This is a genomic window from Paenibacillus sp. MT124, from assembly GCF_058792755.1.
In genome coordinates, this window is sequence record NZ_CM179500.1 from 1817158 (window position 1) to 1830514 (window position 13357).

12 protein-coding genes and 2 tRNA genes are annotated in these 13357 nt (G+C 46.5%); 12 read left to right on the forward strand and 2 right to left on the reverse strand.

Annotated elements, in window-relative coordinates:
- Positions 1 to 109: 109 nt before the first annotated feature.
- The 12 genes from AC3RCI_RS08565 to odhB all read left to right on the forward strand — a co-directional run bounded on the left by AC3RCI_RS08565 (position 110) and on the right by odhB (position 11126).
- On the forward strand, positions 110 to 895 hold the full coding sequence (locus AC3RCI_RS08565; RefSeq protein ID WP_492528639.1) for a DUF3891 family protein: 786 nt from the start codon (positions 110 to 112) through the stop codon (positions 893 to 895).
- 148 nt (positions 896 to 1043) lie between these two features.
- Positions 1044 to 1538: an 8-oxo-dGTP diphosphatase gene (locus tag AC3RCI_RS08570; RefSeq protein WP_492528641.1), complete on the forward strand. Its 495-nt coding sequence runs from the start codon at positions 1044 to 1046 to the stop codon at positions 1536 to 1538.
- A 34-nt stretch (positions 1539 to 1572) separates the two neighbouring features.
- Positions 1573 to 1947 carry a YybH family protein gene (locus tag AC3RCI_RS08575; RefSeq protein WP_492528643.1) on the forward strand — a complete coding sequence of 125 codons (375 nt, stop codon included), beginning with the start codon at positions 1573 to 1575 and terminating at the stop codon, positions 1945 to 1947.
- A gap of 273 nt (positions 1948 to 2220) precedes the next feature.
- Positions 2221 to 2457, forward strand: coding sequence for a GNAT family N-acetyltransferase (locus tag AC3RCI_RS08580; protein ID WP_492528645.1), 237 nt, complete (start codon positions 2221 to 2223; stop codon positions 2455 to 2457).
- A 228-nt stretch (positions 2458 to 2685) separates the two neighbouring features.
- Complete coding sequence (locus AC3RCI_RS08585) at positions 2686 to 3171, forward strand: GNAT family N-acetyltransferase (RefSeq protein WP_336779332.1); 486 nt, start codon at positions 2686 to 2688, stop codon at positions 3169 to 3171.
- Positions 3168 to 3524 (forward strand): cupin domain-containing protein, encoded by a 357-nt coding sequence (locus AC3RCI_RS08590; RefSeq protein ID WP_492528647.1) that lies wholly within the window; start codon positions 3168 to 3170, stop codon positions 3522 to 3524. Before AC3RCI_RS08585 ends, AC3RCI_RS08590 begins: the two co-directional genes overlap by 4 nt.
- Before the next feature lie 154 nt (positions 3525 to 3678).
- Positions 3679 to 4110, forward strand: coding sequence for an NUDIX domain-containing protein (locus AC3RCI_RS08595; RefSeq protein ID WP_492528649.1), 432 nt, complete (start codon positions 3679 to 3681; stop codon positions 4108 to 4110).
- A gap of 209 nt (positions 4111 to 4319) precedes the next feature.
- Positions 4320 to 4393: transfer RNA gene (locus tag AC3RCI_RS08600), tRNA-Pro, on the forward strand.
- A gap of 892 nt (positions 4394 to 5285) precedes the next feature.
- Positions 5286 to 5654 carry a hypothetical protein gene (locus AC3RCI_RS08605; RefSeq protein WP_492528651.1) on the forward strand — a complete coding sequence of 123 codons (369 nt, stop codon included), beginning with the start codon at positions 5286 to 5288 and terminating at the stop codon, positions 5652 to 5654.
- A 675-nt stretch (positions 5655 to 6329) separates the two neighbouring features.
- Positions 6330 to 6403, forward strand: a tRNA-Pro gene (locus tag AC3RCI_RS08610).
- 560 nt (positions 6404 to 6963) lie between these two features.
- Complete coding sequence (locus AC3RCI_RS08615) at positions 6964 to 9837, forward strand: 2-oxoglutarate dehydrogenase E1 component (RefSeq protein WP_492528653.1); 2874 nt, start codon at positions 6964 to 6966, stop codon at positions 9835 to 9837.
- A gap of 5 nt (positions 9838 to 9842) precedes the next feature.
- Entirely contained in the window at positions 9843 to 11126 is a 1284-nt protein-coding gene (odhB, locus tag AC3RCI_RS08620; protein ID WP_095359138.1) for a 2-oxoglutarate dehydrogenase complex dihydrolipoyllysine-residue succinyltransferase, read from the forward strand.
- A 124-nt stretch (positions 11127 to 11250) separates the two neighbouring features.
- On the opposite strand, the gene AC3RCI_RS08625 is transcribed toward odhB, so the two are convergent.
- The gene (locus tag AC3RCI_RS08625; protein WP_492528655.1) at positions 11251 to 12231 is read right to left on the reverse strand and encodes an alpha/beta fold hydrolase; all 981 of its coding nucleotides are present in this window, start codon (positions 12229 to 12231) and stop codon (positions 11251 to 11253) included.
- A 27-nt stretch (positions 12232 to 12258) separates the two neighbouring features.
- Positions 12259 to 13236, reverse strand: a complete 978-nt coding sequence (locus AC3RCI_RS08630) for a type I phosphomannose isomerase catalytic subunit (RefSeq protein ID WP_095288348.1) — start codon at positions 13234 to 13236, stop codon at positions 12259 to 12261.
- Between the last annotated feature and the right edge of the window lie 121 nt (positions 13237 to 13357).

Sequence of the window (13357 nt, forward strand, 5' to 3'; positions counted from 1 at the left end):
CAAATTTGTTATGCCGTCCGGGTGAAGAAGAAAAAGTGAAGAGATAATGGGACAATTTATACCAGTATATGTAAAAGTCGAAGTATACCATGCGGAAGGGTGACAGCAAATGATCGTATATGAGAGAGAGCATGATTTTGTTTTGACCGCACAGCATGAGCATGGACAAGTAGCCGGCGTGATGGCTTCCCACTGGAAAGATGAATTGCTCGCTGATTCCCGTCACCGGGAGGAGCTTATACTTGCAGCAAGAGAACACGACCGTGGCTGGATTGAGCTGGATTCCGCACCTTTTTGGAATGATTACAGTCAGTCCCCGTATTCGTTTCGGGATTTTCCGTTACGCCCGCGTTTTGTATTTTACCAAAAAGGAATTGACGAAGTCCGTGAAAAAAGTCTGTATGCCGGGCTATTGTGCAGCATGATGTACACGGAGCTATTTCAGAACACCCTGGGTGCTAACCCTAACGATGATGACGATATCAGGGAATATCTGAACAAAGAACAACGTTTTCAGGAGGATTGGCAGCAGCAGCTCGGCGGAGGAGATGAACTCAAGCGCAGATTGCAAAGCGACCTGGAGATCATGTTATTCTGTGATCAGCTAAGCCTTTTTCTCTGTATGGAGGAGCCGGGAACCCCTGCATCGCGCTATGATTTTTTTGCAGAGGGACTCAGCTGCACCTTCGATGCCTGTGGAAGACAACCGATTCGCGCCGAATGGATCTCGGGTGAAAAGGTAGGACTCTCCTACTTTCCATTTACTCAGGAATTCACAGTCGGTCTGCCTTACAAATCGGTGCCCAAAGCAAGCATACGCAAATTTGGCCTGCTTCAGGCTTATCGTCGTGCCGAGTGGAAAGAACGCAGAGTGTTGATTACAAGTATGGACTGAATCATAACGGTTTAATAGCAGGCCTCGAAGATGAATTCGAGGTCTGTTTTGCTTTTGTTTTTTTATCCTAGCGAAGAGGCAGGAAAATTCAAGGGATGACCAGAAATGTTAATGTACAACCATGGGAGATCAGCTCAGGAGGATAACGATGAATACCAGAATTGACATATTTACGATGTGTATGGTGTGGGACAAGCATAGTGGCAAGGTTTTATTGATGAACAGACCTGATCGCAAAGGATTCCCGGGATACATTGCACCTGGAGGTAAGGTGGATTTTCCGGAAAGCATCGTGGACGGGGCTATGAGGGAAGTTGAGGAAGAAACGGGACTTGTGGTCCGTGAGATTACATACAAGGGGTTGGATGAGTTTTGTGATCCCGAGCAGGGACTGCGGTATATGGTTTTTAATTATCTGGCCACTTCATTTGAAGGTGAATTATTGCAGGATCCGCCTGAAGGCGAATTGCTGTGGATCCCGGTGGAACAGGCGCTTGAACTGCCTATGCAGGATTGGTTTGCAGAACGATTCCCGCGCTTCTTTCAAGAAGGTACATTTGAACGTAGTGTGATCTGGGAAAAATCGACAAACCGTACACTACAAGAAACGTTTATGATGTATACCGATGCGGTATTGAGATAGAAAGCAGTAATGACTGACATAGGGGGACGACATAATGGGATACCAAGAAGCGCTTGAGGGATACATCGCCGCAACGAATACACACGATTTTGATGAGGTGAGCAAATGGATTTCGGCAGATGCGGTCTATTGGTTTACAGGCACCTCCTGCACCACAACGGAAGCCATTCGTTCCTATTTTGAACAGGCTTGGGACATGGTAAAAGAAGAAGTATATGCAGCAAATGATCTCACCTGGATTACGGTAAGTGAGACACAGGCTGTCTGCATCTACACCTATCATTGGGAAGGTATCTACGAAGAGAAACCGGCTTCAGGGAACGGTCGAGCGACGAATGTGTTTGCTACCGGGCCTGATGGGGAATGGAAGTTAATTCATGAGCATCTAAGCGCAGGGGAAAAACAGTGAAACTTAATAAGAGAAAATCATGTACATGGTAGGGGTAAGAACGTACTAGTGACTTGAACAGAATGTATCATCTATACGTATCCATATATTGTGATATAATGAGGTTTGCTTTTTTTGAAGGAAGAGGTGGGCGATGAGAATCTCGTACCGATCGAATTTGGACGGAATAGGCGTGGAACAACTGAGCGAACATTTTTTTGATGGCTGGCCCAATCCACCGTCGAAGGCGATTTTTTTGAGACTGTTGGAGCAATCGTATGAGCCGAGCTTGCAGTGGATGATGAGACAGGGAAGGTCATAGGCTTTATTCAAGCTATTTCGGATGGGGTGCTTAGTGCATACATTCCATTGCTGGAAGTGGTGCCGGAGTTCCAAGGCAAGGGGATTGGGACAACGCTAACAGAGAGGATGCTGAAGAGGCTCCAGGGTTTGTACATGATCGATCTGTTATGTGATACCGAAACCAGCCTTTCTATGAGAAGCAAGGAATGCGCAGAGCCAGCGGCATGATGGTTCGCCATTATTCCAATCAGAATGGAGCAGCGTACTTATAGTAAATAGAGAGTTATAAGATGTTTCGATACGACCGGATTAATAGAGAGGGCAAGATGTATCTTGCTATTGATCCTAATGCCAACGTGTGACGAGAATCATCCAAATTTAGCGTTTAAGCTGATACATAGGCTTCTGCAAACGGGCCGTAAATGAATATTGTACGATGAAAAGGTGGAGATCCGCATGAGACTAACGTTCCGAATACTGGATTGGGAAGAGGAGAAGCCCTATGAACTTTTGCTAATGGCTGATCCCTCCAAAGCCAAAGTAGACGAATATTTAAGTCGTGGTCTATGTTTTATCGCCGAATATGAAGGCGAGATGGTAGGCGAGTTTGTTTTGCTTAAGACCCGGCCCGAGACTGTTGAGATTGTTAATATTGCTGTTCAGGAAGAATTACAGGGGCAAGGGGTCGGCAAGCACATGATTAAGGAAGCAATTGAAGCAGCAGGCAGGCTGGGCTGTCGAACGGTCGAGATCGGAACAGGCAATTCAAGCTTTCATCAGTTGAAGCTGTATCAGCGCTGCGGTTTTCGCATTATAGGAGTTGATCGCGACTATTTTGTAAGACATTACGATGAAGAGATTATCGAGGACGGTATTCGCTGCGTGGATATGATCCGCCTGGCGGTGGACGTGGATACCCTAGCGGAGGAAAACAACAAGTGAGAATTTATCATGTAGCACCTGGAAATGCGCGAACGGTTACCGCTTTTGGAAGTAGCGGAGCAGAAATTATGCCAATACTTCGAAACACCTCGGGTTGCCAGGTGTCTTATCTCAAACTCACTGGCAGCGGAGAATTGGGTATGCATCCGGCTGTAGGGGAGCAGGTGTTTCTGGTACTTGAAGGTGAAGGCTGGGTTGAAGGGGGAACGGGGGAACGTATAGTTATCCAAGCTGGAGAAGCTGCATTCTGGATGGACGGTGAGAACCATCGTTCCGGTTCGGAGCATGGGTTAACAGCCATGTTGATCGAAGGAAGTGAGCTGGATATTCGTTTGTCCTTGCATGCTAAATGAATCTGAAAAGGGAGCTGAAGCCTTTGAGTATGCTCTGGGTGGTTGTCATTATAACGGGGTTAATCTTCACTCCATCGTTTTATCAGATGAATAAGCGGATACGACAATTGGAGGAACAAGGCAGATACCTCACAGATGAAAGAAGGAGTCATCCATGAATCAACATACACATCTGGGGGTATATGGTCTCATTCGATGGGGTCACAAGATATTGTTAATTCATAAAGCACGTGGGGCGTATAAAGGACATTGGGATCTGCCTGGTGGCAGGCTGGAATTCGGAGAACAGCCGGAGACCGCTCTGCACCGCGAGATTGAAGAAGAAACGGGTCTTACAGATGTGCAGGTGACCATTCGGACCGCGGAATCCAATATTGTGCATTGGGTGTATCAGGGAATGCCTGAGGAGCTTTATCATATCGGCATTTTGTATGATGTGCAGTTGGGGTCTGACAAGCAGGCAAGTGAGATCAGGAAAGGACCGGATGGGGAAGATTCATTGGGTGCGGCTTGGTTCACAATGGAGCAGATTCAACAGCTCTCCTTAACCCCATTTGCATTACATATGATCTATGGACGTAGTTAGGAGCCAGGGTTGGAAATATTGGTCCATGTAATTGGACGGTAGCGTTTGAAAAGAAACCCATAGGCAGACCCAATGTTATATATTGCCAGGTGCAGCGAGCGTAAGGTATAATTTGGATATATGTTGATGGGGATTCCACAATGGGATTCAGCGACTTGGTGATATGAAAAGAACTACACTATAATTCGCGAATTCAATTTGCGATATTTCGGGGTATAGCGCAGCCTGGTAGCGCGCACCCTTGGGGTGGGTGAGGTCGTGGGTTCAAATCCCGCTACTCCGATTCGAAACGGTACACCGGGCTTCTGAGCGGTTTGTGAAGGTTCAAAAAGATTGTGGTTAGGGACAGACACGCTTTTAGCTCATACAGGCCACTTCCTAAATGTATCGATTACATTTTGGGGAGTGGTCTTTTTTTTGCTTAAATTTGCTGTTAAAAATTTCATGGAGGATAGAGAACTAAAAAACATTTCTACATACACTGTTGATCGTTACACAAGAACTCTTAGTGAGTTTCACGATTTTTGTTTAAAGGATGAACTTATCAATGTGTAACAGGTGACAAACACCACAATCAAGAAATATCTGCTCCATTGCCAAAATGAAAAAGGAAATAATGCCACAACAAAAAACTCAAAATTAAGGGTACTAAAATCGTTCTTTAACTCTCGCTTGTAAGATAATATTTATTAGCAGCTGTCCAAAAGATAGCTGCTTTTTTGTATTGAATCGATAATGAAAAATCACATTACAAAGGACCTGCGAGCTATCTGGGTCCCACTGCGCCTAGGTGTGGGATCGGCAGCTAGCGGATCTCCGTCTGGATCGATGCGGAACTGTGCCGGCTACCTATCCACGAAGACCGTAGCGTCCAGGTAGCCCATCAACATAATGCTGGATCATTAGACTAAATTGAGGGATACTTCCAAGGGGATCACGTTTATTGATTGAATGTTTAATCTCTCGGAATAAGAGCCAACAGTTTTTGTGATTGGTTTGACAGCTAGCCGATGAGTTCGCCAGGCGACACTGCCGCGGCTCTGCATCTTGCATACGGTGAGTAGATAAATAAAGCATAGAAAGAAAATATATTAGTCGATTATTTTTCTTGGTAACTATTTGATGTTCAGGACCGTTTAAATAATAAGTGTAAATATTTTCTGGGGGGGGAACGGATGAAGAGAAAATGGAAGATTATTTTATTTAGCTTTATTGGGTTTATTATTCTTTTAGTCATATTAGGAGCAACATACATCAACAACGTTGGTTATAACAATGTAAAGCTTATGTATAAGTTAAATACAAAGAATGTATCCATTGTTCAGATGGATGAAGATGGGCAGTACCTTGGACGAAAAATAAACAGTAATCAAATTCTTAAAGATCGAATGGAGAGGGAAGGCTGGCAGTTCAAGCAGCAGGAAGGGGCAGCATTTTTCTTTAAGAAAGACAATAAAGAAGCTGTTGTTTCTACGGAAATATGGAATAGTAATTATGTCCTTTATCGTGTAGATGATAATGTCGTCAATCTTGCCGACAAATAAGGCAAAAAACCAGCCTGTCACGCACTCCCCATTAAACTAAAACTTAGAGCAAGCGTACCAACAATTAGCCAAGTTTTTTTGAAAATCAATAAATTCACACTCCCTATATCGTTTTTTGAGGTTTTTCCTCACAAATATAAACACCATAAAAGATAAATGTTACATTATATTTAAATTTTTAATAAAAAATAAAATAATGGGTTTTGAGCAACGCCTGAAGATGTGAGGGAGTTGTTGAGTTTTTTTGAAGTTGATGTAAATTATAGGGTGCTATATTGATCACGCTCTTGGTATCCGGTAACTATTATGCTAATCTTTGAAATTACAGCTCACAGATTCCTTATTCTTACACAAGTAGGCAATCAGGCTATGACCTCCATCAATGGAATGGCCATAGACAGGAACGAATCCCTTGAGCTTTCTGTTGAAGTTTCCGTACATATTATCTCAATGAAGTTGACAACGATAATTATATCGTTTATTGCGTAACATACGATCAGCTACCAACTATTTGATTAGAGACAGACTGAATAATTTTATTCTTCTATAACTTAAGGTTTTTCTCAGTTAGCTATTGGTTCGACCACACTCCAAAAAAACTTGTGACTAATTTACAAGTCAATCCGACCACTTTGAATAAATGAGTTAAGTAGTGTCCTTAAAGGAATTGTCTATCGGGGTATAGCGCAACCTAGTAGCGCGCACCCTTGGGGTGGGTGAGGTCGTGGGTTCAAATCCCGCTACTCCGATTCGAAACGGTACACCGAAGCGAAGGCTGTGAATCTGACGATTCACGGTCTTTTTTTGTTGAATCTGTTCTCAAATGGTTAATGTTTAACTGGACGGTTTGTTTTCGCTGGTTCTGGACCACAATTCTTATTAAAGGGGGTTAATGCGGAAACGTGGAAACAGATATATCTGCGATATGCAGAGTTTATGCTTCATTTATCTGATTCATCTAATTTATGCATCAATTGAACTAAAAATAGGAAATGCTCCTGAGCGTAAAAGTTTATAGAATAGACATTAGAAAACGAATTCGATTTACATTGAGCTAGATGGAACCCTCGAGCAGATTCGGACACGATTCGACATCTGCGTTGGCGGCATATCCAATTATTGTTTATTATGTTTTTGAAAACGCAGACAAACCTTGACGGGAGCGTCGGAACAACGTTATTTACCCCCAACATCACGATGATTGGACTTCATGAAAAATTTCGCTTAAAATGTTGAACGAACGCAAATTACGGCTTAGTCAATGATTTCCGTCAAAAAATACGACTAAATCAAGACGGAGGGAACGTCGATGACGATCGAGGAAGGCAACAAGAAGCCCTGGGAAAGTTACTATGGACCCAATTTGGGATACGTACAAGAACAATATGAATTATTCTCTCAAGATCCTGAATCGGTTACACCCGCATATCGGGAATTGTTTGAACAATGGGGTGCTCCGCCGATGCCTGGCAGAGATGCACATACAGCCACTTATTCCGGCAACGCCCAAACAGCTTCCGGGAGCGTGGATATTCAATTATTACAGAAAGCGGTTACAGCCGGGAAACTGGTTTGGAATATTCGAACTTATGGTCACCTTGCCGCGGATATTGATCCGCTTGGCATAAGTGAGGATTCAGATACATCTTTATTGGAACCGAAGCATTTTGAATTGAATGAAGAAGATTTGAAAGCACTGCCCGCATCCCTGATCTGGGAGGGTGCAGATGGACAGACGAGCAACGGCTGGGATGCCATTCAGCGACTGCGCCAGATCTATACAGGTCCGATTGCTTATGAATTCAGCCATGTTCATGAAGTTCATGAACGCGAGTGGCTGAACCGCCGTGCTGAATCACGGACTTCCCCGGCACCACTGAATCAGGATGAACGGAAGGCACTGCTGGAACGTCTGGTTGAGGTGGAGCAGTTTGAGGATTTCCTTCACAAAACGTTTGTGGGACAAAAACGCTTCTCGATTGAAGGGAACGACGTGCTCGTACCGATGCTGGATGAAGCAGTACGTATTATGGCACACTCGGGATCAAGCCACATTTTGATGGGGATGGCTCACCGGGGTCGTCTGAACGTGCTCGCTCATGTCTTGGGTAAACCATACAGCAAAATTTTCTCTGAATTCCATCATTCCCCGAACAAGGATCTGGTTCCGTCTGAAGGATCGACAGGAATCAATTACGGCTGGACAGGGGATGTCAAATACCACCTTGGTGCGAACCGCTTTGTAAAAGATGGCGAAGCAGTACAGGCTCGTCTGACTTTGGCTAACAATCCAAGTCACCTGGAATACGTTAACCCTGTCGTTCAAGGCTTTGCACGTGCGGCGCAGGATGATCGGCGTGATCCGGGATATCCGAAACAGGACGTTACAAAAGCAGCGACAATTCTGATGCATGGCGATGCAGCCTTCCCTGGTGAAGGCATTGTGGCGGAAACGCTCAATTTCAAAGCACTCCCGGGCTATCAGAACGGCGGAACGATTCATATTATCGTGAACAACCGTCTCGGGTTTACAACCGATAGCAGCGATTCCCGTTCTACTTATTACGCGAGTGACCTTGCCAAAGGTTACGAGATTCCGATTGTGCATGTGAATGCAGACAATCCGGAAGCATGTATCGCGGCGATTCGAATGGCAGCAGAATATCGCAACAAGTTCAAAAAGGATTTCCTGATTGATCTGATCGGTTACCGCCGCTATGGTCACAATGAAACGGATGATCCGGAGACAACCCAACCGAAGGTCTATGAAAAAGTGAAGAGTCACCCTACAGTGAGTCATCTGTATCAGGACCAGCTCAAGCAGGAAGCGGTTGTTGATGATGCCTCCATTGGCAGCATTCGCGATGCGGTGACTAATCGTCTGAAAGAAGCTTATGAACAAATGAAGAAAAACGAAGTTCATGAGCAGTCACAATTGAAAGCCACTCAACCTGAGGCGGTGTCGCTTATTCCAACAGCTGTGCCGCTGGAGAATCTGCGCAGCATTAATGCCGATCTGTTGAAATGGCCAGAGAACTTCAATGTATATCCGAAGTTGCAGCGTATTCTGCAGCGTCGCAGCACTTCCCTGAACGAGGGCGAAAAAGTGGACTGGAGTCTTGCCGAGACACTGGCATTTGCTACGATTCTGGCTGACGGCAAGCCAATTCGGATCAGCGGACAGGACGCAGAACGTGCAACCTTCGCTCACCGGAATCTGGTATTGCATGATTCGGAGAACGGGACAACATTCTGCCCGCTGCATCATCTGCCACAAGCACGTGCAGCATTTGCCATTTACAACAGTCCGCTGTCGGAAGAGTCGGTGCTTGGATTCGAGTATGGATATAACGTGTATTCCCCGGATACGCTTGTTATCTGGGAAGCTCAATTTGGTGACTTCGCCAACTGTGCACAGGTTATTTTTGACCAATTCGTATCCGCTGGCCGTGCCAAATGGTCTCAGAAGTCGAGTCTGGTCATGCTGCTTCCTCATGCCAATGAAGGGCAGGGACCTGAGCATACAAGTGCCCGTCTCGAACGTTTCCTGCAGCTCTGTGCAGAAGATAATATGACGGTTGCCAACTTGACGAGTGCATCCCAGTATTTCCATCTGCTGCGCCGTCAGGCTTCGTTGACTGAAACAGAAGATGCACGTCCTCTGGTCTTGATGTCGCCGAAGAGTCTTATTCGTAATCCGCGTGTTGCATCTCCCGCTGCAGCGTTCAGTGAAGGCAAGTTTGAGCCTGTACTTGAACAAGCAGGGCTTGGAACCAAACCGGATCGCGTAGAACGCATCATTCTGTGCAGTGGTAAGATCGCCATCGATCTCGAGGACGCTTTTGAGAAAGACAAAGCCGACTGGTCCTGGCTTCACATTATTCGTGTTGAGCAGCTGTATCCGTTCCCGGCGGAAGAAATCAAGCGCGTACTTGCACGTTTCAGCAAGCTGAAAGAACTGGTTTGGGTTCAGGAAGAGAACAAAAACATGGGAGCCTGGACATACATGGAACCTCGCTTGCGCGCTATTGCACCGGAAGGAACAACCGTGAGATACGAAGGCCGTCCGGAACACGCGAGTCCTTCCAGCGGTTATCAAAGTGTGCATAGCATGGAACAGCAACAGATTATTACATCCGCGTTGAAGCAAACGACGAAGAATAATATTCCACTGGGGAGGTAACAGCTGTGAGTGAAATTAAAGTACCTGCAATGGGTGAATCGATTACTGAAGGAACGGTTTCCAGATGGCTTGTCAAAGAAGGCGAAACTGTAAATCAGGGTGACGTTCTTCTGGAGCTGGAAACAGATAAGGTAAATATCGAAATCAGTGCCGAAGAGAGCGGAGTACTCGAGAAAATTATTCGTCAGGAAGGCGAAACGGTTGAAATCGGAGAAACGATTGGTACGCTGGGAGCAGGAACTGGAGGAGGAAGCGGAGCACCCGCTTCCCAGCCGGCTGCAGAACAGCAGCAGGCTGCGGCCCCAGCTCCAGAAGCAGTGGCAGTAGCGGTAGCAACTCCACCTGCAGCTGCAGCTCCGGAATCTTCCGAGAATGGAACCAAAACGGCTTCACCAGCTGCACGCAAGCTTGCTCGCGAGCGCGGCATTGAGCTGGATCAGGTTCAGAGCAAAGATCCGATTGGACGTGTGTATCAGGAAGACGTAAAAAGTCATAACACGCAGGCACCGGCTTCAACGCCAGCTCCTGCAAGCAAAGCTCCGGCAGCACCAGCAAGTGCTCCGGCAGCTGGAGGTTCTACTTATGCTAAACCGGTTGAACGCCAACGCATGTCCCGTCGCCGGGCTACCATTGCGAAGCGTCTGGTAGAAGCACAGCAAACCGCGGCAATGCTGACAACCTTTAACGAAGTAGACATGACTGCAATCATGGATGTTCGTAAACGTCGCAAGGACAAGTTCAAAGAGAAGCATGATATCGGCCTGGGATTCATGTCTTTCTTTACCAAAGCCGTGGTTGGCGCACTCAAAAAATTCCCAACTATCAATGCTGAGATTGATGGGGAAGATGTTGTACTCAAAAAATATTACGACATCGGAATCGCAGTGTCTGCCAAGGAAGGTCTTGTTGTTCCTGTTGTTCGCGATGCAGATCGACTGGGCTTCGCTGAGATTGAGAAGAGTATTGCGGACCTCGCTTCCAAAGCTCGCTCCAACTCTCTTGCGCTCTCCGACCTGCAAGGCGGTACGTTTACGATTACCAATGGCGGAACCTTTGGTTCCCTGTTGTCTACACCGATCCTGAATACACCTCAAGTGGGTATTCTCGGTATGCATAAGATCCAGCTTCGTCCGGTGGCGATTGACGCAGAGCGTATGGAAAATCGTCCAATGATGTATATCGCATTGTCTTACGATCACCGTATTATCGATGGTAGCGAGGCAGTACGCTTCCTCGTTACGGTGAAGGAACTGCTGGAAGATCCAGAATCCTTGCTGATCGAAGGGTAACACGGACCGAAACAACATTAGCAATCATTTTAGATTCACCTAGCAGAAAGCCCCTACCTGGGGCACAGTGCAAACTGTGTCCCTCGGTAGGGGCTTTTGTATTGCTATAGCTTTGTATGGAAATTCAGACCGTATCAGCGAGTGTATCACGAATCCCATTCGTGCTGTCTTGCTCGGAGCCCGGCGTGTGACGCTCTAACCAGTTGACCACATGCAAGCATACTTCTTCACGATTGGTCTCGTGCAGCATCTCGTGCCGTCCTTCGGGATACAGGCGATACTCCACATCCTGAATCTGAAGCTGTCTGTACTGGGAGACCAGGTTATACACACCTTTACCATTCAGTCCCACAGGGTCCAGTTCTCCGGAGAACAGATACACTGCTTTATCCTTTGGAATCCGCTTCATGTGTTCAGGCGTATGGATTTCCAACAACAGTTTGAAAAAATCACGAAAGAATCCGGCGGTACAGATGGCCCCGCATAATGGATCGTCGATAAATCGTTTAACTTCGTCCGCATCACGCGATAGCCAATCAAAAGGCGTGTTTGCCGGACGGAAGGAACGGTTAAAGCCGCCGAACACAATGGCGTTAAGCAGCATGCTCGGATGTGCCGCACCTTGGATACCACATTGCATGAGTGCCAGTTTTTCACCAAATCGGAGAAGACCACGCTTCCCATTGGTTCCCGACAAAATAAATGCATGGTAACGTTCATGTCCGGCATACATCAGATGCTGCACCAGGAACGATCCCATACTATGTCCCATCAGAAACAAAGGGACTCCCGGATGTTCCTTGGATGCAATCTCACCGAGATTAATCATATCACTTGCCATCCAGCGAAAGGCGTCAGCTCCGGCATTGCCAAGCAGTTTCGGATTCTCAACAGATTTCCCATGTCCTCGGTGGTCATTGGCGTAGACAGCATACCCGTGACTGGTAAGACACTCGGCGAATTCAACGTATCGTGCTGCGGTCTCGGCCATACCGTGCGCAATCTGTACAACGCCTCTGATATCGCATTCCGGATCGGGAAGCCAGCGGTAGACATGAATGCGGGTACCTTCATTACCCACAAGGGCAAACGTAGATTCCTGCATCGTGTAACCCCTCCTTCACTGGTTTGATTAAGGTAGATAAGAACGAAGAACTGTCGTATTGCCATCCAGCGTATAAGCTCCAAGATTGGCAGGCAGCAGGTAGCATTGTCCAGCGCTCAATTCAATTTTTTCCTGAGTATCATTGTCCCATTCCAAGGTTCCGTTCCCTTCACAAACGACGAGAATGGTGAAACTGTCAGCATGAGTAGAGAGCTCCCACCGATCCGTAACAATTCCTTTTTCTACTACAAAATAAGGGCATTCCGCAAGCTTCAGCCATTCGCCTGGTGTCGCGTTATTCGTTTTCATTGTGGTAGCACCAGCGCCCTCATAGGCAGTCACATTCAAGGAATCTTCAACATGCAGCTCGCGTGGTTTTCCATCCAGTCCTGGACGATTATAATCGTAGATCCGATAAGTTGTATCCGAATTTTGCTGGATCTCGGCAACGACCACTCCTGCGCACAGAGCATGTACCGTTCCGGCAGGGATGAAGAACGTATCTCCCGCTTCAACCGGTACTTGACGGAGCGTATCCATCACTGTGCCATTCTCCAATGCTTCCTTCAGTACCGCACGATCGACTCCTTCGTTTAGGCCATAGATGATGTGCGCTCCCGGTTTCGCGTCCAGCACATACCACATTTCTGTTTTGCCAAGTTCGCCTGGAGGAAGGGCTTCATAATCATCTGTCGGATGAACCTGTACGGATAGATCATCATTGCAGTCCAGCAGTTTGATCAAGAGGGGGAAGCGTCCGCCTTTTTCAGATACACCTTTTGTTCCGAGCCACGAAGTACCTAGCTGTTCCCGCACTTCATCCAGACCTTTACCTGCAAGTTCGCCATTAATGACTTTGGTTGTACCGTTAGGATGATCTGCAATCATCCATCCTTCTCCAATATGTCCTTCAGGTGGTGTCAGACCGAATTGCTCCAGCGCCCGACCTCCCCATACACGTTCCTTAAACTCGGGTTGAAATTGTAGTGGGTATGGCTTAGACATCGTAATCTCTCCTCTAGTATATGAAGTGGTGAATCGCTTTAATCAAATCCATGCCTGTGCATTCCGTATTGTATACGGTTGCAGCAGCCAAATATGTAAAGCACGCATCGTCATAGTAAAC